Below are 23,852 nucleotides of genomic sequence, written 5' to 3'. Positions count from 1 at the left end.
TTATTCTCCGGTCGGTTCCAGTAATGCCTGAATATGTTCCAGCAGCTCTGCTTCCTGGAAAGGTTTGCCCATATAATCTGTCGCACCAAGGTTAAAGGCCCGCTCGCGATGCTTTTCACCGGTCCGTGATGTGATCATGATAATCGGTAACTGAAGGTGCAAATTATGGTGACGAACCAGATTAATCACTTCAAAGCCATCCATACGCGGCATTTCGATATCCAGCAGCATCAGATCCGGCTGAATATTTTCAAGCTGTTCCATTGCATCCACCCCATCCTTGGCGGTTACCACATCAAAGCCATTACGCTCCAGTAAGCGCGAAGTGACTTTCCGTACGGTAACTGAATCATCCACAATCATCACCAGACGGCGCTGATCATTCTGCCGCTGCAGATCACGCTGTTCCCCCGCATCCTGCACACGTAGATTCAGCTGCACCTGCCGTGCAATATGCTGCCCATCCAGAATCAGACAGACCTGACCATCCCCGAGAATGGTCGCCCCGGCAATGATGCCGATTCCGGCAAACTGCTGACCGATCGGCTTCATCACAATCTGTGAGCGGGAACCAATCAACTGGTCCACCAGCAATGCAGTGGCCTGGCCCATACTGCCCTTGATCAGCAGCACCGGCAATGAGTGGGCAATCCCCTGTAAGCGCGGCAGAGGCTGATGCGCAGTAAACTCTGCCAGATAACGCAGCTTATGGGATTGATGATCAATCTCAAAATATTCTTCCCGGCTGTTAAAAAACTCCTCCAGCGCAGCAGGTGAGATACGGACAATCCGGTCAATATGGGACAAGGGCACTGCAAACTGCTGATCTCCGACCCTGACCATTAACGCATCACTGACCGCAACCGTCGTCGGCACACGGATGGTAAAGGTTGAACCCATACCAACGTCAGATTCCACAGTCACCTGCCCCCCCAGCGACTTGATCTCGCTTTGTACCACATCCAGTCCAACACCACGCCCTGAAATATGGGTCACCTGTTTGGCGGTACTGAACCCTGGATGAAAAATCAACTGCAGAATTTCTTCCTGTTCCAGCTGCTGGTTTTTCTGAATCAGTCCGGCATCCAGTGCTTTTGCCCGAATCTGTGCGGCATCAATCCCCTGACCATCATCCTGAAAGGTCACCACCACATCCGTTCCCTGACGGCTGATGTTTAAATCAATACGCCCCGTGGCAGGCTTGTTTGCCTTTAAGCGCGCGGCCGTTTCCTCAATACCATGGTCAATGGCATTTCGCAGCATATGTTCCAGCGGAGAAATCAGTTTTTCCAGAATGGTGCGGTCCAGCTCGCCTTCTGTATTGTTGACCATCAGTTCCGTTGGCCGGCTCAATGCAGTTGAGGTCTGACGTACCACCCGTTGCAAACGGGGCAACAGCCCGGAAAATGGAACCAGCCGTGTCCGCATCAGACTGTCCTGAATTTCTGCCTGAACCCGCGACTGCTGTAACAGTAAGCCTTCGGTGTCCCGGATTTTTTCTGCAAGTGTACTTCTAAAATCCACCAGATCAGAAGCAGATTCCGCAAGTGATTTGGACAGCTGATTCAGGGATGAATACTGGTCCATTTCCAGCGGGTCAAAATCAGTATAACGGGCACTGAGATCGCCATGTTTTGCCATAATCTGGCTTTCCAGCTCTCCTTCCATCCGACGCAACTGATCTGCCAGACGTTGAATCGCCAGTTCCATATCGCTCAGCGTATTGCCCAGCTGACTCAGATCCATTTCAATGCGGGAACGGTTAATTGCATTTTCACCGGACAAATCAATCATTTTCTCAATGAGATCTGCAGAGATCCGGATCATTTCATTGTTCTGCTCCGTATGGAGCATTTGATCCCATTCACCCAGCATGGATGGCGGTTCGCTGCCATCGCCCTGTACAAATGCCGCAGCCTGCTGATCAGACCATAGCTCCGGACGCGTCAGTCCGGCAGAGTGCCCGGCACTGACATCAATATATTCAATCTGATTCAGTCGATGTTTCAGCCCATCAAAATGCTGAACATCCTGGTTTAAAATAGCCCCCCTTAACCAGCTGAATGCTGTTTCAAGCAGCGTATCATAAGTGCTTAAACTGAAATTATGTACAGCAAACTGTTCAAACGCATTTTCCAGTGCATAGGCAATTTCGGAAGCCGGCTCAAGTCTGATCATGCGGGCACCGCCCTTCAGACTATGCGCAATCCGCTGCAATTTCAGCAACAGGCTGCGGTTATTGCGCTGGTCAAACCATTGTTTGAGCAGAATTGCTGCCTCAGCCAATAATTGCTCAGCTTCTTCTGCATACGTTGCCCGGGTAATGGCTTCCACCTGATCCGCAGCAGACTGATTGGTGGACGCAGCAAGATTTTCGGTTGCTACCTGTTCTGTTGATGCTTCTGCTTCGGATGCCTGATGCTCAGCGTCACGATCCGCATCATCCAATACAGCCACAGTTTCCGGATGATCCACCGGAGTTATATCCGTAACAGGCGTCACCTGTTCATGTACAAGCTGTTCACCCGCAGATTGCTGACCAATCTGACGTAATCCCTGCAAGATATGTACTGCCGGATAATCAATACCCTGAGCACGAATCAGCTGAATACGGTCAGCCAGATCATCCTGAATCAGACGTATACTGTGAACCAGTTGTTCCGTCGGCTGCATCTGATGCTTAATCAGTCGTTCATAAATGCTTTCGAGCTCATGTGCAATCTGACCAATATGCACAGCCTGCGCCATATTGGCACCGCCTTTCAGGGTATGCAGGTGACGCATGAGATTATTCAAAGCCCGGGGATTCTGCAAATCAGATGACCAGTCATTCAGATCCTGATCCATACCAACCAGCAATTCTTCCGCTTCTTCAATAAAAATCTCAAGAACGTCAACATCGAAATCGCGCAGGCTCTCATTGCAATCCATGTCTTGCTTATCTGCATTGATCTGCTCAACAATTCGGCCGATTCCGGTTGTCGATTCAATCGCCATCTCAGGTTCAGTCAGATCTGCAGGTACTGGCAATGATTCAACAACAGCTTCAGAGTCTGCCTGGCCCGGCTGCACGTCGTCCTGCTGCGAATCACTCTGATTTAAATCATTATTTTGTATATTATTTTTATAAAAACCATCAGACTGTAAACCATCGTGTAATTCCTGCAGAATAGCTGTCGAAGCAGCATCCAGGCTGACCCGCTGACCAGACGCCAGCGTATCAAATAAATAAATCAGTTGCTGATGTGCCTGGCTAAATAGATGAAAAATAGGCACTGTATTTAAAAGTTCCGGTTTTTCCATCAGGACATCATAGCCCTGTTTCAGCGCAATACTGAAATCATGAATTCCCTGAGCAGCGCGATTCTCCGTATGTTCTGAAAGCTGTTGTGCCTGCTGACTCAACTGTCTGAGGTAGTCCGGAAACTCTGCCCGGGCACGCCGCTCAAATTCAGGCCCGGTATCCAGCAGGGTTTCGATCTGCAGGTTCAACAGCTGCGAAACCGGATGCTGCAGTTCTGAATGCTCTACCGGTTGTTGCAACTGAAAGCCATAACATGCCCAGGCATCATTAAACCTCTGACCAATCTCCTGCAACTGACGATGTGCAGACAGTCCTGAAGCTTTCAGGGTAAACAGATAGTTTCTGACAAATTCAGCATAGTGCGTCAGCAATACATTTTCATTGATACTCGATTCCGTATCTTCCTGTACCAGCATTCTGAATAAATGTTCCACCCGGGTACTGGCCTCAAAAATTTCCGCCACATGGGCCATGGAAGAACTGCCACGCAAGGTATGCAGTGCCCGTATCAGACGGTTATATTGATCAGAGCTATGCTGTTCCTGCTGCAAAAATTCTTCAATCACACTCAGGTGTTCTTCAGATTCTTCGGTAAATATGGCTAGGGTTTCAGACAACAGTTGATCACTTTCAGCCGATTGATCCACCTGTACCGGATGACGCTCAGCCATTGTTTCAGCAGCTGTTTCCGTAACCATTTCAACAGGTTCTGCATCGGCAATTTCAGCCTGTATTTCCAGCCCGGTGACATCTGCAGGCTGTTCCAGCGCTGTTGCAAGTGTCAGTAAGTCTGCCAGTACCGGCTCCAGTTCCTGATTCTGCTGTATATGCTGCCCCAGTAAAACCAGCGGTCTTAAATCCTGCTGATGCGCATGCCTGTTTTTAAAGTCCGGTAACAGTTTATATTGATACATACGGGAGACTGTAAGCACATACTGCTGCAATGGCTGTGTCACCGATAAATGATTTTCAATCACCCGGTTTAAAATGTCTTCAACCATCCACGCCAGTTCAGCTGAACGGCGGGCACCCACCATACGTCCGGACCCTTTCAGAGTGTGGAAATAACGCCGGATATCCGTCAGGTTATAGTCATTTTCCTGAACAGGATGCTGCAGCCATTGCTCCAGTTGTGGCTGCAGATCTTCGAAAATCTCATCGAGTTCTTCTGTAAAAATTCCTAAAATCTCATCCTCCTGATCCATATAACTGTCGTCAGGCAAAACGATTGTTTCCACTAAATGTTTTAATATTTCTTTCATGGCACAGGCTTCTATATTTTAGTTCCCTTCACTGGGAATGTTCCCCATAACCATCTGAATCCATCACCAGATCGCCACAGGGTAGGTCATTTATCCCCGGCAAATCCGCCTGACAGCGGATATTGCCGTCCCGAAGGGGATTATTTCAGTGATTCAGGTAATTTAAAGTCTGATACAGACTGACGCAGTGAGTCCGCCATACTGGCCAGTTCAGAAACTGAACGTGCCGTGTCCTGTGTAGCCGTGGTTGTTTGTGACGTAATTTCCTGGACCACATTCATAGTGGTCGCAATATGACCGGCCGAAATGGACTGCAATTTTGCAGACTCAGAAATACTGCCAATCAATTTGGCCAGATTACCGGATACAGACTGAATTTCATCCAGCGCCACCCCGGCATCCTTGGCCAGATTCGCACCGCGGACAACTTCTGACGTGGTCTGTTCCATGGAAATCACCGCTTCATTGGTATCCGTCTGAATGGTTTTTACCAGTGTTTCAATCTGTCGGGTTGCCGATGCAGAACGTTCTGCCAGTCGCTGGACTTCATCTGCCACCACGGCGAAACCACGGCCGGCTTCTCCTGCCATGGACGCCTGAATCGCAGCATTCAAAGCCAGGATGTTGGTCTGATCGGCAATATCGTTAATTAAGGAGACAATATTTCCAATTTCCTGGGATGACTCACCCAATCGCTTAATACGCTTCGAGGTTTCCTGAATCTGCTCGCGGATGGTGTCCATCCCTTCAATGGAACGGTTCACCACCTCAGCACCATTGGAGGCAATTTTTACTGAACGCTGGGCAACCTCTGCGGACTCTGAAGCATTGGCCGATACGTGATCAATCGATTGGGCAATTTCATGAATTGCTGTTGAAGCCCCTGCAATTTCCTGAGCCTGATGCCCGGAAGCTTCTGCCAGCTGACCGGTAATCTGCTGAGTATTCTGCGTATATTGTGCCACTTCCTGAGACGTTTCATGAATACGTGAAACCAGATCGCGCAGCTGATCAATGGCAAAGTTAATCGAGTCAGCAATCGCCCCGGTAAAGTCTTCAGATACCGTTGCATATGAACGCAGATCACCATCAGCCAGATCCGCAATTTCATCGAGTAAACGTAAAATTGCATTCTGATTGCGGTCATATTCATCCTGCAGACGGACCACACGGACTTTATCTGCTTCACTGCGCAACATCAGTAACTTAAATACGCTGAACAGGAAAACACCCAGTGACAGCAACAACAGCAGACCCAGCAACAGACTTCCCCAGCCGGTATTGCCGGACAGTTTGTCCAGGTGCTGCAGCAGTTTATCTGACAGTGCAAAAATATCCGAGGATGCCTGACGCACTTTGACAATCTGAGACGAGCTCTTTAACACCGAACCGGAGGCAGACAGTAAAACTTCGTCATAATCGGCTTTAATACTGTCCAGCGACTCACGCAGGGCAGGCTGATCAATACGCTTCACACCAAGTTCCGCATTGCCATTCAACTGAGCATTCAGATAGATACCAAACGTTTCCGTATCTGCATTAAAGTCATCAGCAGATGCCCGTGAGCTGTCTGACCCACCCAGTACGGAACTGATTGAACGTAAAATACGTTCCGCAATAAACACCTGGTTTTTGGCAATAACCACCTGGCTGCTCGGCATGTTTTCACGTGCCATCTGGTCAACCATCAGGTTATATTCCGCCTGAATACCGGGAATCGCTTCACCAATGGCAATACTGGTGTCATACAGATGGTTAATGACTTCCTGCTCGGATGTAATCAGGTTAATGTCCGTAGAGGTCTGTTTCCACAGTTTTTCAACATCCTGTACCGTGGCAGTATCTGAATGAGTTTCACTGACCACTTCCAGATTTTCAGCAAATTTCTTCTGCGATGCCATCAGCGCATTAATGGATTCCCTGGAGCCCGAAGCAGTCGCTTCAGTTGCCTGACGGGACATGGTCTGAGATAACAGACGCAACTCCCCCAGGCTACGGGTCAGCTCATTGTTGCGGGGAACCGTATAAAACAGAATAAGTAAAAAAATCAGTGCGACCATCAGGCTGATAATTGCCATTTGCAAATAAGGCCTGGATTTCTCACTGTCACCAAACAGTTTTGAAAATTGTTCAAAGCGTGATTTCATTTTTACAGTCAATGCTGCCGGACTACTTTTTACGGCAGTCTCTCCCGTATTTTTCTTTTTCAGCTTAAAGCCCATTCAGCTTCTCCCCACAGCGCATCTGTACATTCTGCGCCAAAGCCAGTTTAAAATTTTTCTGATGTATTCATGTATTCCGGATCATTCAACAGACGACTGAACAGAAAAATGTTACAGGCCTGATTATGCTGACGGAAATACCCCTGACAATATGGTCTGAGCTTTTCTTCCAGATGCTTATTCTCTGAAAAAAAGCCCTTTTTATTAAAATGCTGAATCCCCAATACCTGATCCACCACCAGACCGGTATAATGATCATTATGGTTAATGCACAAAACTTTCTGAGCAGGTGAAAACTGACTTCTCTTTCCAGAAATGAAATACGCCAGATCGGAGACCGATAACAACCGTCCACGAATATTGGCCAACCCTTTCACCCAACCCTGAACACCGGGAATCGGAGTACATTTCGGCGGATAAATGACTTCAGCCACCTCACCCAGGGGCGCAACAAAATATTGCCCCATCATTTCAAATGCAATACCTGACCATCGGTTTACTTCCTGTTCACTGTCGGCATAGTTCTTATTGCCACGCTTTGATAAACGAAGTAATTCGATAAATCCATTGGCTGCCATAGCTAATTATCCCGCACTGAGGCACTGCTGAATCACACTGATTAACTGCGTTTCATCAATCGGTTTGGTCAGATAGTCACTCGCGCCCTGTCTTTTGCCCCAGACCCGGTCTGTGTCCTGATCCTTGGTACTGACAATAATCACAGGAATATGACTGGTGGTATCACCACGTGAAATCTGACGGGTCGCCTGAAAGCCATTGACCCCCGGCATGACCACATCCATGAGCACCAGATCCGGCTGTTCTGCCTGTGCCAGGGTGACACCATCTGCGCCATTGGTTGCTTCCAGCACCTCATAGCCATGTTTACTGAGAATTTCCCTGAATCGATACATTTCTGTTGGTGAATCATCAACAATAAGAATACGTGTCATTTTTCCCCCATTCAGTGCGTATTACGCACCTACGTGATTGCGAATCGCATTTAATAATTCGTCTTTACTGAATGGTTTGGTCAGATATTCATCTGAACCCACCACCCTTCCTTTTGCCTGATCAAATAAACCGTCCTTACTCGACAGCATAATGACCGGAATATTCTGATAATTCTGAGAATTTTTAATCAGGGCACAGGTCTGGTAACCGTCCAGACGAGGCATCATAATATCCACAAACACAATATCAGGATTAGCTTCAGCAATTTTGGATAATGCTTCAAATCCATCCACTGCTGTTACAACCTGACACCCCTCCCGTTGTAATAGAGTTTCAGCCGTACGACGAATGGTTTTGGAGTCGTCAATGACCATGACTTTTAGATTTTGAAATTTTTCGTCCATTTAATGACCCTTCCAGCATGGCTGGATTCAGCAGAACTCAACTTATTTATTTTTTACAAATAATCCGCTTTTTTTAACATATATTTACCAAGTTGATCAATGCACATTTATTGTCATAAATCTCATTTTAGCCCTGAGATCCTGAGTTGCTCACAGATAAATCAATTTATTCTGCTTTATTTTCATAGTGATCTGTTTTTTAATCACGACGAACACTTTAAAATGTGCTGATATTCATTGAATAACAAATAAATGATTCATTTTTTCAGGGGAAGCAATGTTCAATAAAAAGAAGACTGAGACCATGACTCAGACGAGTATCCATGTAAAACAGCTGATTCATATGTTCATTGTTTCTTTTCTATGTTTCGGCACCAGCCAGCTGGCGGCAATGAACGAACAACCCAAAGCCGTCTGGTATCGTTATTATGATCACAAGGGAATTGCCACCATCAGCAGTTCGGTCACCCCTGCGCATATGCAGCATGGCTATGAGGCCCTGGACCGCAATATGCAGGTGATTCAGCGTAACCCGGCCTGGCAGGCTGAACAGGACAGCCACCGGTCTGAAATCCGGGCTGCCAGAGCCAGGCAAGCTGAACAGGATACCCGACTCAGACAGGCCTACAGCAACAGTAACGTTGCTGAAAATAAACGCAATGAACAATTACAGAGCATTAAAAAACAGATTATGCTGCAACAGCAGCAACTGAAACGGCTTCAGAATGACCGGATCCTGTTTAAACGCCAGGAAATGGAGTTTTACAGAAAGGGGAATGCTGTCCCGGCACATTTGAAGGAGCGGCTCAGATATAATGAGCAAAACACCCTCAATACAAAAAATACAATTCAATCGTTACAAACAAGCTATCGTAATACCCAATTGCAATACGACACAATTATCAAACGATTAAAAGCCCTGGAATAAGAAAGCTGCTTTATTTTCAGCCCAGGTCATTCTGACAGGATGGATCTGCATGCCGCATGCATACCCGACAGCACCACATTTACAATTTATAAAAAAACTGAGCATCATCTGTTTTAGCCTGCTACTGATTGCCTGTGACAAGCAGCAAACTGCCGGCCCTGCCGCTTCAGTACAGAAACAGCATATTGAGCTGATTCAGCAGGACCTGGTCAGCGTCCGGCAGGGTACATCGGTATCCAGGGCGGTTTTTACCGGAACCATCCGCGCAGTCCATCAGGGTTCAATCCAGGCGCAGGTCACGGCAACAGCAACCAGCGTCCAGGTCCAGGTGGGACAAAAAGTAACCCGGGGACAGACCCTGGCTGTGTTGAATAATCAGGATAATGCCGCACGCCTGGCACAGAGCCGTGCCAGCCTGGCTTCAACCCAGGCGCAGGCAACACAGGCCAGTCACATGCTGCAACGCAAAAAGCGTTTATATGATCAGGGATTTATCTCCAGGCTTGAATATGAACAAACTCAGGTGGACTACCAGGCGCAGCTTGAAAATGTCAAAGCGCAACAGGCCAGTGTCGATATCGCACAGAAAGCCAGTCAGGATGGCATCATCAAAAGCCCGATTTCCGGTGTCATTACCAGACGACAGGTGGAGCCGGGACAGACCGTGACCGCCGGACAGACCCTGTTTGAAGTGACTGATCCGGATCAGCTGGAAATCCAGGCAAAACTGCCATCTGATCTGCAGGCAGCGCTGAAAGTCGGCAATAAAATTGAATACCGCATTCAGGGAAATCCGCAGCGCCTGACCGCAACACTGAGCCGTATTTCACCGGTTGCTGATCAGGTCAGTCGGCAGATTGAATTTTTTGCCCGTCCTGTTGAAAGCATTAATTCACTCAGTATCGGGGCATTCGTGGAAGGTGCCATTCTGGGAGCCGCACAGATCGAAGGACAACTCATCCCACTGGACACCATTCAGGATGTACAGCGCAGCCCCTACGTCTGGGTCATCAGGGACAATAAAGTTCAGCAGATTAAAATTACAGTACTGGATCAGCAGATCTCAGACAATACCGCCATTGTTCGTGGGCTGAAACTCACGGACCGGATCAGCAAAGTCCGGCTGAACCCGGAAGATCTGAATAAAACTGCTATCATTTCATCCAGTTAAAACAGGATTACTGCCATGTGGTTTACCCGAATCAGTGTTAAATATCCTGTTTTTACCGTAATGATGATGCTATGTCTGATGGTGCTTGGCCTGGCTTCATGGCAACGGATGAATGTTGAAGAGTTCCCGGATATCGATTTTCCCTTTGTGGTCGTTTATACCAGCTATCCCGGTGCCTCCCCGGAATCAGTGGAATCGGAAGTCACCCGTAAACTCGAAGATCAGATCAATACCATTTCAGGACTTAAACAGCTGACCTCACGTTCCAGTGAAGGTCTGTCCATGATCGTTGCACAGTTTAACCTGAATGTTTCATCTGCAGATGCAGCTCAGGATGTCCGTGATAAAGTTGCAGCGGTCAGTGCCGGTTTCAGGGAAGAGATTGATAAACCGGTTATTGAGCGTTACAACCCATCCTCCAGCCCGGTTCTGTCCATCGTTTTTGAATCCAATCATCTGTCACTGCAACAGCTCAGTACCTATATTGATCAGCGACTGGTGCCACAATTGCGAACGGTGTCCGGCGTAGGTACTGTCAATTTACTGGGCGATGCCAGACGTCAGATCCATATCCGGATTGATCCGCTGAAACTGCAGAGTTACGGCATTGGTATTGACCAGGTCATGAACACCCTGAAAAAAGAGAATGTCCAGGAACCCTCAGGTTCACTGACACAGGACAACAGGGAAGTTGTGGTTGAAATTCATTCCAGGGTGATCCAGCCATCGGCCTTTGGAGACCTGATTATTGCCAGTAAAAATGGCACACCGATTTACCTGAAACAGGTTGCCGACATACAGGACACCCAGGCAGAGCAACAAACCAGTGCATTCCTGCGGGGCAAGGCTGCGGTATCTGTTGATATTCTCAGAAGCGCCGACTCCAATGTCATTGAAGTGGTGGACAACAGCTATAAGGTACTGGAACGCATCCGCAAACAATTGCCTGAGGGTACAACACTGAAAGTCGTTGCCGACAGCTCAGCATCCATCCGTGCATCCATCAGTGATGTGGCGCGGACCATTATCGAAGGTGCTGTGCTTGCCGTAGTTATTGTACTGGTGTTCCTGGGTTCCTTCCGTTCCACGGTCATTACAGGCCTGACACTGCCGATTGCATTACTCGGTACCCTGACTTTTATCTGGGCCTTTGGCTTCAGCATCAACATGATGACTCTGCTGGCGTTATCGCTGTGTATTGGTTTATTAATTGACGATGCCATTGTCGTACGTGAAAACATTGTCCGGCATGCCGAAATGGGGAAAGATCATGTGACTGCCGCCCTGGAAGGCACCCGGGAAATTGGACTTGCCGTATTGGCAACCACACTGACCATTGTTGCCGTATTTTTACCTGTGGCCTTTATGGGCGGTATTATTGGGCGGTTTTTCTTTCAGTTTGGCGTTACTGTCAGCATTGCCGTGCTGATTTCCATGTTTGTCAGCTTTACACTTGACCCGATGCTCTCTGCCCACTGGGCTGAGAAAAACAGACCTGATCAGAAACCCTCCCCCATCAGGCGTTTTTTCAACTGGTTTTCAGCTCAGCTGGACAAACTCAACCATCTGTATGCAAAACTGCTGAAACTCGCATTGCGTTTCAGGTTAGTCACCATAGGTATTGCCATTGCCTCATTATTCGGGGCCCTGGCCCTGTCCGGCATGATCGGAAGCGAATTCGTACCGGTGCCGGATAAAGGTCAGATCCGCATTAAATTTGAAACTCCGGTCGATGCATCACTGGCCTATACCGAAGCCAAACTGCAACAGGTGGATCAGATTATCCGCCAGAATCCGATGGTTCAGTCTACCTATGGCGTCATCAATGGAGTGACCAATAAGGGGAAAAACCATGCAGCCCTGCAAATCACAGTTGTACCACGGCATGAACGCAGTCAGCGCCTGGATGACCTGAATAATGCATTCCGGGAACGGCTGAAATCAGTGGCAGGAATTACCGTCACCTCCGTTGCTGCCGCAGATGAAACGGTAACCGGTGGACAAAAACCCATCATGATTTCAATCAAGGGCCAGGATCTGGATGAGCTACAGAACATTTCGGATCGCTTTATGCAGAAAATGGCCAAAGTAAAAGGCGTGGTTGATCTGGAAAGCTCCCTGAAAGCACCCAAGCCCATGCTGTCCATCACCATTAATCGCCTGTTGGCCAGTGACCTGGGGCTCTCTGTCAACCAGATTGCCAATATCGTCCGGCCATTGCTGGCCGGGGACAACGTCACCACCTGGGAAGATGAGCAGGGGGAAACCTATAATGTCAATTTGCGCTTAAATGAAGAAAAAAGAAGCCTGCCCCAGGACATCCAGAATCTGTACATTAACTCCAGTAAGATCGACGCCAGTGGACAAAGCACGCTTATTCCCCTGTCGTCTGTCACCACACTGCACCAGACCCTGGGTGCTGCACAGATTAACCGCCGTGATTTATCCCGTGAAATACTGATTCAGGCCAATACCTCCGGTCGCCCTTCCGGTGATATCGGCCAGGATATTCAGGAAATTCAGAGTCATTTTGACCTCCCTGCCGGGTACAGTTTTGACACACAGGGGGCAAATGCAGACATGGCAGAATCTGCCGGTTACGCCCTGACCGCCATTACGCTGTCCATTGCCTTTATTTATATTGTGCTGGGCTCACAGTTCAACAGTTTTATCCACCCTGCTGCGATTATGGCCTCCCTGCCGCTGTCACTGATCGGGGTATTTCTGGCACTGTTCCTGTTCAACAGTACCATGAATTTATTTTCCATTATCGGCATTATCATGCTGATGGGACTGGTCACCAAAAATGCCATTTTATTGATCGATTTTATCAAAAAAGCCATGGAACGCGGTGAAACCCGACACGATGCCATCATCCAGGCCGGTACCACCCGTCTGCGTCCGATTCTGATGACCACCAGTGCCATGGTCATGGGTATGGTGCCGTTGGCCCTGGGCGCTGGTGAAGGTGGAGAGCAAAGTGCTCCCATGGCACATGCAGTGATTGGTGGCATTATAACTTCCACCCTGCTGACGCTGGTGGTGGTTCCTGTCATTTTTAGCTATCTGGATGATTTTAAAATTTTTATGCTGCGTCAGTTCAGGAAATTCAGCGCCTGAATGGATAATTTAAATTCAGACCGAATTATCAAATATCCATCTGTGGTTTTTATCGTATAATTGCCGCTTTCAACCCCTATATTTTCAGGACAGTTTCCATGCGCGCGAGTCGCTTTTTGTTTGCAACCTTAAGAGAAACCCCTAACGATGCTGAAATTATTTCTCATCAGCTGATGTTACGTGCCGGGATGATCCGCAAACTGGCTTCAGGTTTATACACCTGGTTGCCAATGGGCGTGCGTGTATTAAATAAAGTGGAAGCCATTGTCCGTGAAGAAATGGATCGATCCGGAGCACTTGAAGTGTTCATGCCGGTCACCCAGCCTGCGGGCTTATGGGAAGAGTCCGGCCGTTATGTGCAATATGGTCCTGAACTGCTGCGCTTTCGGGACCGCCATGACAATGCCTTTGTGCTCGGTCCAACACACGAGGAAGTTATTACTGACCTGGCCCGCAACGAACTGAAAAGCTATAAGCAGCTGCCGGTCAATTTTTACCAGGTGCAGACCAAATTCCGTGATGAAGTCCGTCCACGTTTTGGCGTGATGCGTTCCCGTGAATTCATCATGAAGGATGCCTATTCATTTCACACAGATCAGGCATCACTGCAACAAACCTACGATGCCATGTATGACACCTATTGCCGTATTTTCACCCGGCTTGGCCTGGATTTCCGTCCGGTACAGGCCGATACCGGCTCCATTGGCGGTTCAGGCTCACATGAATTCCACGTACTGGCCTCAAGCGGTGAAGATGACATTGTGTTCTCTACTGAATCAGACTATGCCGCCAATGTGGAAAAAGCCGAGGCGGTTCTGGTGGGTGAACGTGCTGCACCTGCCCAGCCATTCAGCATAGTGGGCACCCCGAACCAGAAAAGCATTGCTGAGGTGGCTGCATTTTTAAATATTGAAGCCCGGGATTCCATCAAGGCGCTGCTGGTACAGGGCATAACAGATGAAAAAGGCAATACACCGGTGATTGCCCTGTTTCTGCGTGGTGACCATGAACTGAATGAAGTCAAGGCAGAAAAACATCCACTCATTGCTGCGCCGCTGACCTTTGCCACTGAAGAACAAATGAAGGAACTGGGTCTGATACCCGGTTTTACCGGTCCTCAGGGGCTGACTGAAAAAGGTCTGACCGTGATTGTTGACCGGGCGGCTTCGGTATTATCTGATTTTGTTGCCGGTGCCAATGCAGCAGATCAACATGCAACCGGCGTGAACTGGGAGCGTGATGCCCGCTTTACTGAAATAGCTGACTTACGCAATGTGGTCGAAGGTGATCCATCACCGGATGGCAAAGGCACACTGCAGATTAAACGCGGTATTGAAGTCGGCCATATCTTCCAGTTAGGCACCAAGTATTCTGAAGCCTTAGGCTGTAAAGTACTGGGTGAAGATGGCAAACCGTTTACAGTCATCATGGGCTGTTATGGCCTGGGGGTAACCCGTGTGGTAGCTTCCGCCATTGAACAGAACTTCGATGATAAGGGCATCATCTGGCCGGCAGCAATCGCACCGTTTGCAGTGGCAATTGTACCGATGAATGCACATAAATCCCCACGCACCCTGGAAGCCGCAGAAGCCCTGTATGCCGAACTACAGGCCGCAGGTTATGATGTATTGCTGGATGATCGTAATGAACGTCCGGGAGTTAAATTCTCCGACCTTGAACTCACCGGTATTCCACACCGCATTGTCATTGGTGAAAAAGGCCTGGATGCAGGAACCTTTGAATACAAAGGCCGGAGCGATGAAGCATCTGTAAATATTTCCAGAGCGGAACTGCTGCAAAAACTGGCAGAGTCATAACAAATAACAGGCTGCGCAGCATTCCGTTTTATACGGAATGCTGTCTGTCATCTCACATGCCTTTTATGGTCATTTTCATGTTGGAAACAGCTGCTCCCGTCACGCCGACAGTGCCCATGCTGCTGTTATTCAGCCCCTGAAATGCCGTGGCTGAAGCCGCACCACTGTCCCCAAGCATGATATTGCTCATGGTCATATTCATTTTACTGGATGTCCCCGGATTCGTTATTATCAAACCACCAGGTGTCACCCCGGCATAAAAACCATCCAGTACAAAACCATCAGTGGGATTATAGGCTTTCATCTGAAAATCAAAACCGGTACCGCTCTGACCAGACACAAAACTGATCGGGCAGCCTTCGCCACTGCCACAGATTGACTGAATCGCGCCCTTAAATGCCATCATATGACTCTGAGGAATATTCCCCAGCTGAATCTGGACTCCCGGTTTGTTCACCGCATGAAAATCGACCGTAAAATTATTTGCAGCACTGCCAATGGTTAAAATTTTGACCACATCGGTATTTAAACTGCCACTGGCGCCATAAATGTTTTTACTCGCATTCAGCGAAGAAACTGAATTACCACCGGCAAGATACAGTGAAAATGGCGACACTTTAAAACCTGTCACATGGTTACCATAACCCAATGCAATATTGGCAAACGGCTGGCCGTGCCCACCATCACTGTCCATCACCAGCTGAATGTCCGGTGCAGAACTGGCTGCACCAAGCAATTCAACCTTCACCGGCGTTTTGACCGGCCCGGCCAGCACCACTGCTGCCCGACCGGCATAGCCGGGCTGGCTCGTCAGGCCGTCGGTATCAATCACAGCAAGCTGGTCCAGCTCAACTTTCCTGAGCTGAAGGCCAAGATTAATACCATCCTGGCCCACCGTTGCAGCCATCCGCTGGTCATCCAGTGCTTCCATTGCCATGACCGGCATGGACAGCATACTGGCCACCAGGCCATACATCATTATCGGTTTTATCGTCATTTGTCCCAATCCTTAAGACAACCGGCTTTGCTTCAAACTAAACAATTTTATGCAAAGCATCAACTGAATCCGGATAAATCGCACACTCAGCAAAACTTAAGATTACCAAAACAGTTACTCACCGGCCGCTGGTTACTGTCCAGCAACAGGTTTTCCAGTACCATCACTGCCCGGGCATTGTCTGCCAGATGCACATCACCAATCCCTTTATAAATCGGCAACCCCACAAGTGCATTCCATGTATTCCCCGCATCAAGGGCAATATTATTCAATGATAAATAATTGGTAATAAATGTCGCAATCTGCGGTAAGACATCCTGCATTGGAATTCCGGCCGTCGGATTCAGGGCACCAAAATCCAGCGGGTCCTTAAAGGACAGCCACCAGCCACGCTGAGCCGTGTCAGCAGCATCACTGCCCGGCCATTTCACAGCAGTACTCTGTAAGCCCAGATAACCACCGCTGGTAATGGGCAGGTTATGAATCAGATTAAAATTCTGCTTCACGGTCACATTGGCTTTTAAATTGGTAATGTAGGTACAGCCACTGACAATGGTTGCGCCACTGCCGCATTGTGCCATGGTTTTTTCACCCATATAAAACGTTGAATCGTTGATACTGGTAACTATCGCATTAATCGGTTCATCCAGTTTCATTTTTATCGCACCGCTGTCAGAACCAATAGTAATGGTTGGAATCGGTACGTCTTTTACCACCAGATTCAGCTGCGACAATCGGTTCCCTGTCACAATGGTTTCCGGAAAGTTAAACTTAACCTCCTGCCGTGGCACCGCAATTCCCCATTGCGCAATATTCAATCCGGCAGGTGGCGCATTCAGCATTGCACCGGCATCTGTAAATACTGTCCGGGGAATCCCCAACGAGCTAATTTTAGCAAAAATCCGCTGATCGTCCGTCGTTCCAAAAGAAGTTGGATCGGTAAATGAGTTCACCGGTGTCTCAGCCACTTTCAGAAATCCACTGAAACTTTTAATACCATCTGTCGGATTCGCCACGTTTGCGGTACCTGCCGACAAATAACCCAGAATTTCTTCAGCACTTAAGCGGAAACCACTGACCTCCCGGGTTGCAGGAGAGTTTGGGTTTTTAATGGCAAACTCAATAAATGGGTTGGTAATCACCGCACTTGAGTTGGCACGTCCTTTGGACCATATTGGCGTGCCGTCTGCAGCCTTGCCATCGGCAGGTCCACTCAGGGAAACATTGGACATGTCAATATCACAATTGCCTGCACCATTCACACCGCCACAACCCAGCTGCATATTTTTAATATTGGCGTTTAATTCCATTTTGCCTTCAAGGCCCAGTTTATAAAATCCAAAATCACTCGGATTTGCCCCGGTTCCCGAGCCTGAAGGAGCGGTAAATCCCATGGACAACAAAGCCTGACCTGTCTGCTCAGACAGCTCCTGATCGGTCAACTGTTTCAGTTCAGACATCGCAGAGGCTGAAACAGGTAACAATGCTGCAATCGCCAGTGCCAGCAATGATGGATATTTTTTCTTCATTTTAGTCCCTCTGCTCATCAGTTACGGGGAGACAGCGTTAAATTGCTGCTCAGCCGTCCTCCGGTAATCACCATTTCGCCCAGCCGCTGTCCTGTGGTATTGGTAGAATTCGGTGGATAAAAGTTGATGTCCCTGACCCGGAATACATCCCTGGCATTATTTTCCGGATTAAAATTCATAGCGTAATTAAAACTGACATTGCCCTGCTGGCCCGGTGTTTCGTCAACGGTTTTTTTGCTGATGCCAATGCTGTTGTTAAATCTGACCTTACCTGAAAGATTGTCCAGTCCAATCATTGAACCATCGACAGGATCACTCAGCTGCATGGCACCATCTGTCATAGCATAATCACCGACAATGCTGAGCATGGAGCCATCAGACACTGCATTGTTCGGAATCAGTGCAAACCCCATATCTCCCAGCAGTTTGATTTTTATCCCCAGCAATATATCCTGGTTCAATTTAAAGTTATCCAGTGGAGAAACATAATTGGCCGTTTTATATTTTGCGCCCGGCAAATAACCTGCGGCCAGTTCGGCAGACATCACCATTAATAAATCAGGCAGGGTCAGATTCACATGACCATTTTCAAAACCCATACTGCCATAACCACGTAACAACATATCAATATTACGAAGCCCCAGATAATAGTCGACCGGCTTATTGGCATTTGCCGCAACAGGGCCACCGTCAATGAGCATAATGGACGTGGTTTTACTGCCATCGGCATTACGCCCCTGAGTACTCAGACCGAGCGACAGCCCCAGCCGCTGTGAATCCGTCACGGTTGATTTGCTGACCACACCATTGTTCAGATCAAAAACATTACCGCTATAAGTGGTGGCATAAGTGGCCAGATTGGCATTCATGTTATAAATCGGCAGTGCCAGCCCCCAGTAGTTCTGCTGACTGGTAAATGCACCCGCGGTTAAATTCCCGGTATTTCCGGTAAAACGCCCCTGTTTGGACAGGGCCTGAAATTCCATGCCCCGTATTGCCATAATCAGGCTATACGGATTAATCGTGGTGTTATTAATCTGCTGTACATAATCACTGGCACTGGTCAGATAAGTCCCTGCCACCCCACCAAAACGTGAGTTTCGAAGCACAGAGTTTTCAGGCAATCGAATGCTTTTTGTGTCTGCCAGGTTGAGCAGTATATCGCCACTGTCAAAATATGCCCGGGCATTTGAGCCGGAAACCAATGGACTCAGGCTGGAAAATTCGAAACCATAGGAATTACGCCCGGCACCGCCAATTTCCAGGGTGGTTGCCTGACCTGCTTTACTGCCTCCCAGCATTGAGTCACCGCGATTGGTGAATTCACCACGCATACGGAAACCAATCCCGCTACTGCCGATGACAGTTGAGTTCTGGGCTGTGGCTGTACCGCTGTTTGCCATGCCCAGAATATTATTCAGGGTATGAGTATCCGTGACATTGTCATCAACCGGGTTAGCTTTGCCTTCAGCACTGGTTCCCCTGACCTGAACATAAGCATTGACAATACGCCCACTCGCACCGACCCGGATCAGTCCTTTTGAATCTGTCGCATTGTAAACGCCCGGGACGGCATTCTTCACTGTCGCCAGTTCAATTTTAATACCCGGACTGGTTGCAGCATAAGAACCATATTCACTGACCGGAATGGCCGATTTATTCGGTTCATCCACCCGGTCAAAATCGACATAACCCAGCGTTGCAGAGGGTGTGGACGTCATTGACGCCATCTGACTTCCCTGGTTGGTGGTCAGCAACAATCCCCGGTTACTGTCTACGGAAAGAAACCCCTTGCCTGAGAGGTTGAAATTCAGCCCGGTCAGCAACTGATTCTGTGTTGCAGCTGAAAGTGACTGCCGCTGTCCCAGAAAGATATTCAGGTTATTCAAACCCAGTGTCATTGTGCCCTGATCAGTACTGCTGAACAACCCATTCGGTGTGGTGAGTCTCATGTTCAGTGCATCGGCCACCTGTATGCCCAGACTTCCCATACTGCCATTATATTTACTCAGACCGGCTGGGTTACAATTGGCCACCGCACTGCTGTTGCACACACTGATATCGCCCATTGCCAGGATAAACGGGTTTAATCTGAGCTGAGCATCCAGTCCGGCCCGGGCACCATCACTGCCGACATTCAGTTTCAGATTCAGATCAGGATTCTGCCCATTCATCCCCCGAATGGTCAGTGCATCTGCATTCAGGCGTAAACGCTGCTCAGTATTACTGGCACTGCCGGCTTTGTCTTCCCAGTAAATCCGGTCAAAATTTGCATGATCAAACCCCAGGGTGATATCCACACCATCCTGCCCATTAATGTTGCTCAGGTCACTGTCATTCAGCTCCTGTAAAGCAAAACCACTCTGAGACATCAGTATCAGACTGACCGATAAAGCAGACAAGGCGAATTTTTTCCGGGTATTCCATCTTTTCAACTGATATTCCATATCCATCCGTCTCCCTTCTGCTTTCAGCATCTTGCATGATCCACACAGGAAAAAATCTTGACTGAGCCGGTCATGGACAAATTGCCATTCATGTTCACCCCAAGAAATCCTTTTTCCCGTCCTACCCCGGTATCCGGGTTATAGGCATCAAATGCACTGGTGGTACTGGTATACTGTGCTTTGTTCAGATAACCGGCCACATTGGCAACATCCGTGGCGGTACTGCTGTCTGTTTCAATCGACAGTGACTGATAACCAAAATTCCTGATTTTGATTGGCCGATTCGGATCAAAGCCAAAGTTCAATGCGCCACGATAAGTATCATTGCCAGTGGTCTTATTTTTAAATGTTACATCTGCACCGTCCAGGGAAAGCTTGTCAATGATCACCGTCCCCTGAATCCCCTTGAACACCAGCCATTGCTGCTTGCCTGTTGCAGAAGGTACCCTGACCCCGGATGCATTATAGCTGTCATTGGAGCCGTCATCGTACCGGTTGTTGAACGACAGCGCCAGACGGCAATATTCCAGACCATTTAATTTGCACACGGAAGTATCAAATTTATACTGACTGTCCTGGTTCAGGCTCAGTGTCAGACTCAGGTCCACCCCGGCCTGACCATTGACAGACTGCAAATCCCGGTCATTCAATTCAGTCAGCGTTCCGGCCCATCCCTGGTGACAGAGCACAGTCATACAGCATAAAATTGATGAATATATCTTTTTCATTGTTGCCTCTGACTAAAGACCCGTGGTGGTAAATTTAAAATGCTGAATCAACAGACCATCAATCGCCACAGACCCCAGGTTATTACCAACGGTCTGTCCAACAGGCTGCATACTGTTCAACATAGTCTGCGGGTTGGCCGGCATGGTGGTCTGGACCCCCAGAATCTGCCCATTCATATTCTGACGATTGGTGGTTTCATAGGGATTCGGATTGGTGGCTGTAGCTGTTTTCGGCGTAACCGCTGACCATGCACCCCAGTCTCCCCAGCAGGTGCTGGTCCATAAAAAACCACAGGCATAGGTTGATCTTGACTGTTGCCACACCTGGGTATAATCCTGAACAAGCTGACTGGTCAGATTGGTTCCTGATTTCAACTCGCCAATGGAAACACCAAACGCGCCAATGCCGTTATATGCTTTGAGATAACCATACTGATCAAGCACTGTGGAACCAAAGGAAATACTGCCATGTGTCGCTTTTGAATCCTGATAGGTCACACCGCCAATATTTACGGTGCCACCGCATTTATTCACCGTACAGGTATTGCCCAGATAGGTAATATTCTGATCAACCAGCTGATCTTCGGGAATATCTGCATAGCGCTGATAAATCCGGCTGTATACATTGACGTTATTGGGAATACGGGTCAACTCCATTGAAAAGTTTGAACCATCTGTATTAAAGATCAGCGGCTGGCTTAAATTGCCCAGCACCAGGTTGATATTGGGATTATATAAAAACACCCCTTCTGCATTGGCATTGGGTCTGAAATTGGGGATGGCACCTCCGAGTGCCGGAGTACCATCTGTATTGATACTGCCGGTCAGCTCCTGAGTACTTAAGCGTATGACACTTCTGGCCCCGGGCATGTTCCAGGAATTACTGGCTGATGCCACAAACCTGCGTGCGGTTACCCCTTCCTGCACCATACAACCGGCCGCATCACGGTTGTTCGCCTTCGGATCGGTACACATCCCGCCACTCGGATAACTCCCGCCTGGCGGCAGACCATCATATGTATTGGTTTTTGGCGAATTGGTCGGTGGTCTATAGGTCTGCAATACACCACTGGCGGTATTGGGGGCAGCAGTCACATTGGCGCCCTGGGTATAGATCACATTGCCGGCTTCATCGCGTTTTACACTGTTGTCTGCATTACGGCTGAAATCCAGCTGATAAATATTGCCTGTGACCGCCCCCGTGGTGATCGTCGCCCGTGAGTTCGCGCCAGTGGTATCGCCACTGTTCATACGGAATACACCTGCCAGCCCCAGGGTCTGATTGTAGGACTTGTTCAGTCCATAATTAAATGTTTTAGGCGTGATCACGTTATTGATTTTCAGGTTTGCCGTGTATTGCCCGCCAATATTATTATCAGTCACGCCATCCAGGGTTCTGAACAGTTTCAGGCTTGAACCATTGATACCAAAACCGTCCCAGACCAGACTCAGGCGCAGCCGGTTTGACAATCCCGCAGTTAAATTGCCGGTTGTACTTTCAGCAACGGTTTTATCCCGCATGAATGCATCTGAATACAGGCCCATTTTCAAATTGTATGCAGAAGCTTCCGGCCCGGTGGTCGGAATCACATTATGCATGAGCGGGGCTTCCAGGGTTAAATAGGAAACGCTTTTGACTACCCCGGAAAAATCCGGAACATTATTGTTGGTTACCGTCTTTAAGATCCACGGATTACTGGCGCTTCCCCATGAAGTAATCGTTCTGGCAAAATCATTCGCCGCTGTACCGATATTTCCATAACCGACACCCCAGTCAGTTGCATCACGGGCAACCCCTACATCTTTTTTGGACTGTCCCAGTGAAATACCGTTTACAAAAACATCAGCCTTTGCATAACCCTTACTTTCAGCAGCCTGAGACAGCGGCCCTACCGGAATGAAACGAATGGAGCCACCACCGGCAGCATCGTTGCTGCCATTAAAGCGCATACTGTAATTTTCAGGCAAAAGTGCAAGACCTTCTCCTGTCGATTCACTTAAGGATTCATCCGACAGAGCTTCCAGTGCAAAACAGGAGTGACTGATGCACAGTCCTGTCAGACTCGCCAGTAAAGTCTTCTGAAATTTTGTCGTATAACCAAGCCCAGTCATCCTGATTTCCTTTTTATACAATGCTCTGCATCATATTTTCTTTTTATTGCAATCCCTTATTCAGGTGTAATCTTTATTCCGCATGGGAATAGCTGATCACCCTGAAAATGCCAACTCCTTTTTGCTGACATTTCTTCAGTGTTAATTATGCTACTTTTTTAAACAAAAGCAAAACAAAATTCAGTAAAGCGGTATATTTCCGACAAATGAAAAGCGGACCGGGGGTCCGCTTTTTATCATCAGTTCAATATCGCTGCACCGTTTATGCCTTGGGCAGGGTAACACCCGTCTGTCCCTGATATTTACCACCACGATCTTTGTAAGAGGTTTCACATACTTCATCAGATTCAAAAAACAGCATCTGTGCAACCCCTTCACCGGCATAAATACGTGCCGGCAAATTGGTCGTATTTGAAAATTCAAGGGTCACGTGCCCCTCCCACTCCGGCTCAAGCGGGGTGACGTTCACAATAATACCGCAACGGGCATAGGTTGACTTACCCAGACAGATGGTCAGGACATTGCGTGGAATACGGAAATATTCCACCGTACGTGCCAGTGCAAAGGAATTCGGGGGAATAATACAGACATCGGATTCAATATTGATAAAACTGTTGTCATCAAAATTTTTAGGGTCAACAATCGCAGAATGCACATTGGTAAACACTTTGAACTCACGTGCACAGCGCACATCATAACCATAGCTGGACACACCGTAAGACACAATTTTTGCACCCTGTTCATCCAGGCGGACCTGATTTGCTGCATAGGGTTCAATCATGCCGTGCTTTTCGCTCATTTCACGAATCCAGCGATCAGATTTTATGGCCATTTGGAATATCCCGGAATCAGTAAAA

15 protein-coding genes are annotated in these 23,852 nt (G+C 48.2%); 4 read left to right on the top strand and 11 right to left on the bottom strand.

The genetic code is table 11. The features are described 5' to 3' along the window. The 5 genes from ACT6PV_RS03875 to pilG form a co-directional block, all read right to left on the bottom strand. Complete coding sequence (locus tag ACT6PV_RS03875) at window positions 1-4,566, bottom strand: Hpt domain-containing protein (protein WP_445115166.1); 4,566 nt, start codon at window positions 4,564-4,566, stop codon at window positions 1-3. 140 nt (window positions 4,567-4,706) lie between these two features. Beyond that, window positions 4,707-6,788 carry a methyl-accepting chemotaxis protein gene (locus ACT6PV_RS03870; protein ID WP_445115165.1) on the bottom strand — a complete coding sequence of 694 codons (2,082 nt, stop codon included), beginning with the start codon at window positions 6,786-6,788 and terminating at the stop codon, window positions 4,707-4,709. A gap of 47 nt (window positions 6,789-6,835) precedes the next feature. Next, entirely contained in the window at window positions 6,836-7,366 is a 531-nt protein-coding gene (locus ACT6PV_RS03865) for a chemotaxis protein CheW (protein ID WP_445115164.1), read from the bottom strand. A gap of 6 nt (window positions 7,367-7,372) precedes the next feature. After that, window positions 7,373-7,741, bottom strand: a complete 369-nt coding sequence (locus ACT6PV_RS03860) for a response regulator (protein WP_445115163.1) — start codon at window positions 7,739-7,741, stop codon at window positions 7,373-7,375. A 21-nt stretch (window positions 7,742-7,762) separates the two neighbouring features. Further along, the gene (gene pilG / locus ACT6PV_RS03855; protein ID WP_445115162.1) at window positions 7,763-8,146 is read right to left on the bottom strand and encodes a twitching motility response regulator PilG; all 384 of its coding nucleotides are present in this window, start codon (window positions 8,144-8,146) and stop codon (window positions 7,763-7,765) included. A gap of 343 nt (window positions 8,147-8,489) precedes the next feature. Between pilG and ACT6PV_RS03850 the strand changes: the two genes are divergently transcribed. From ACT6PV_RS03850 to ACT6PV_RS03835, 4 genes are all read left to right on the top strand, one after another. Further along, window positions 8,490-9,074: a hypothetical protein gene (locus ACT6PV_RS03850; protein WP_445117023.1), complete on the top strand. Its 585-nt coding sequence runs from the start codon at window positions 8,490-8,492 to the stop codon at window positions 9,072-9,074. 49 nt (window positions 9,075-9,123) lie between these two features. Then, window positions 9,124-10,245, top strand: coding sequence for an efflux RND transporter periplasmic adaptor subunit (locus ACT6PV_RS03845; protein ID WP_445115161.1), 1,122 nt, complete (start codon window positions 9,124-9,126; stop codon window positions 10,243-10,245). Window positions 10,246-10,260: 15 nt separating this feature from the next. Next, window positions 10,261-13,365, top strand: coding sequence for an efflux RND transporter permease subunit (locus ACT6PV_RS03840; RefSeq protein WP_445115160.1), 3,105 nt, complete (start codon window positions 10,261-10,263; stop codon window positions 13,363-13,365). Window positions 13,366-13,463: 98 nt separating this feature from the next. Continuing rightward, on the top strand, window positions 13,464-15,182 hold the full coding sequence (locus ACT6PV_RS03835) for a proline--tRNA ligase (protein ID WP_445115159.1): 1,719 nt from the start codon (window positions 13,464-13,466) through the stop codon (window positions 15,180-15,182). Between the two features lie 52 nt (window positions 15,183-15,234). On the opposite strand, the gene ACT6PV_RS03830 is transcribed toward ACT6PV_RS03835, so the two are convergent. The 6 genes from ACT6PV_RS03830 to dcd form a co-directional block, all read right to left on the bottom strand. Continuing rightward, a complete protein-coding gene (locus ACT6PV_RS03830) occupies window positions 15,235-16,179 on the bottom strand; it encodes a DUF6160 family protein (RefSeq protein ID WP_445115158.1) in 945 nt (314 codons plus the stop codon). Window positions 16,180-16,265: 86 nt separating this feature from the next. Then, on the bottom strand, window positions 16,266-17,708 hold the full coding sequence (locus ACT6PV_RS03825; RefSeq protein ID WP_445115157.1) for a hypothetical protein: 1,443 nt from the start codon (window positions 17,706-17,708) through the stop codon (window positions 16,266-16,268). A 17-nt stretch (window positions 17,709-17,725) separates the two neighbouring features. Continuing rightward, window positions 17,726-20,185: a DUF6160 family protein gene (locus ACT6PV_RS03820; protein WP_445115156.1), complete on the bottom strand. Its 2,460-nt coding sequence runs from the start codon at window positions 20,183-20,185 to the stop codon at window positions 17,726-17,728. Beyond that, window positions 20,179-20,883 (bottom strand): hypothetical protein, encoded by a 705-nt coding sequence (locus ACT6PV_RS03815; protein ID WP_445115155.1) that lies wholly within the window; start codon window positions 20,881-20,883, stop codon window positions 20,179-20,181. Before ACT6PV_RS03815 ends, ACT6PV_RS03820 begins: the two co-directional genes overlap by 7 nt. A gap of 12 nt (window positions 20,884-20,895) precedes the next feature. Then, window positions 20,896-22,995, bottom strand: a complete 2,100-nt coding sequence (locus ACT6PV_RS03810) for a hypothetical protein (RefSeq protein ID WP_445115154.1) — start codon at window positions 22,993-22,995, stop codon at window positions 20,896-20,898. A gap of 262 nt (window positions 22,996-23,257) precedes the next feature. Continuing rightward, window positions 23,258-23,827, bottom strand: coding sequence for a dCTP deaminase (gene dcd / locus ACT6PV_RS03805; protein WP_445115153.1), 570 nt, complete (start codon window positions 23,825-23,827; stop codon window positions 23,258-23,260). Window positions 23,828-23,852: the final 25 nt, after the last annotated feature.

It is taken from the genome of Acinetobacter sp. WZC-1 (genome assembly GCF_052544965.1).
Note: the sequence above shows the minus strand (reverse complement) of the source record. Positions and strands in the feature narration are given on the sequence as shown.

Bases quoted from the DNA above. Each gene is read 5' to 3' on its own strand.
- ACT6PV_RS03875 (WP_445115166.1), bottom strand. From the start codon at position 4,566: ATGAAAGAAATATTAAAACATTTAGTGGAAACAATCGTTTTGCCTGAC.
- ACT6PV_RS03870 (WP_445115165.1), bottom strand. From the start codon at position 6,788: ATGGGCTTTAAGCTGAAAAAGAAAAATACGGGAGAGACTGCCGTAAAA.
- ACT6PV_RS03865 (WP_445115164.1), bottom strand. From the start codon at position 7,366: ATGGCAGCCAATGGATTTATCGAATTACTTCGTTTATCAAAGCGTGGC.
- ACT6PV_RS03860 (WP_445115163.1), bottom strand. From the start codon at position 7,741: ATGACACGTATTCTTATTGTTGATGATTCACCAACAGAAATGTATCGA.
- pilG (WP_445115162.1), bottom strand. From the start codon at position 8,146: ATGGACGAAAAATTTCAAAATCTAAAAGTCATGGTCATTGACGACTCC.
- ACT6PV_RS03850 (WP_445117023.1), top strand. From the start codon at position 8,490: ATGTTCATTGTTTCTTTTCTATGTTTCGGCACCAGCCAGCTGGCGGCA.
- ACT6PV_RS03845 (WP_445115161.1), top strand. From the start codon at position 9,124: ATGCCGCATGCATACCCGACAGCACCACATTTACAATTTATAAAAAAA.
- ACT6PV_RS03840 (WP_445115160.1), top strand. From the start codon at position 10,261: ATGTGGTTTACCCGAATCAGTGTTAAATATCCTGTTTTTACCGTAATG.
- ACT6PV_RS03835 (WP_445115159.1), top strand. From the start codon at position 13,464: ATGCGCGCGAGTCGCTTTTTGTTTGCAACCTTAAGAGAAACCCCTAAC.
- ACT6PV_RS03830 (WP_445115158.1), bottom strand. From the start codon at position 16,179: ATGACGATAAAACCGATAATGATGTATGGCCTGGTGGCCAGTATGCTG.
- ACT6PV_RS03825 (WP_445115157.1), bottom strand. From the start codon at position 17,708: ATGAAGAAAAAATATCCATCATTGCTGGCACTGGCGATTGCAGCATTG.
- ACT6PV_RS03820 (WP_445115156.1), bottom strand. From the start codon at position 20,185: ATGCTGAAAGCAGAAGGGAGACGGATGGATATGGAATATCAGTTGAAA.
- ACT6PV_RS03815 (WP_445115155.1), bottom strand. From the start codon at position 20,883: ATGAAAAAGATATATTCATCAATTTTATGCTGTATGACTGTGCTCTGT.
- ACT6PV_RS03810 (WP_445115154.1), bottom strand. From the start codon at position 22,995: ATGACTGGGCTTGGTTATACGACAAAATTTCAGAAGACTTTACTGGCG.
- dcd (WP_445115153.1), bottom strand. From the start codon at position 23,827: ATGGCCATAAAATCTGATCGCTGGATTCGTGAAATGAGCGAAAAGCAC.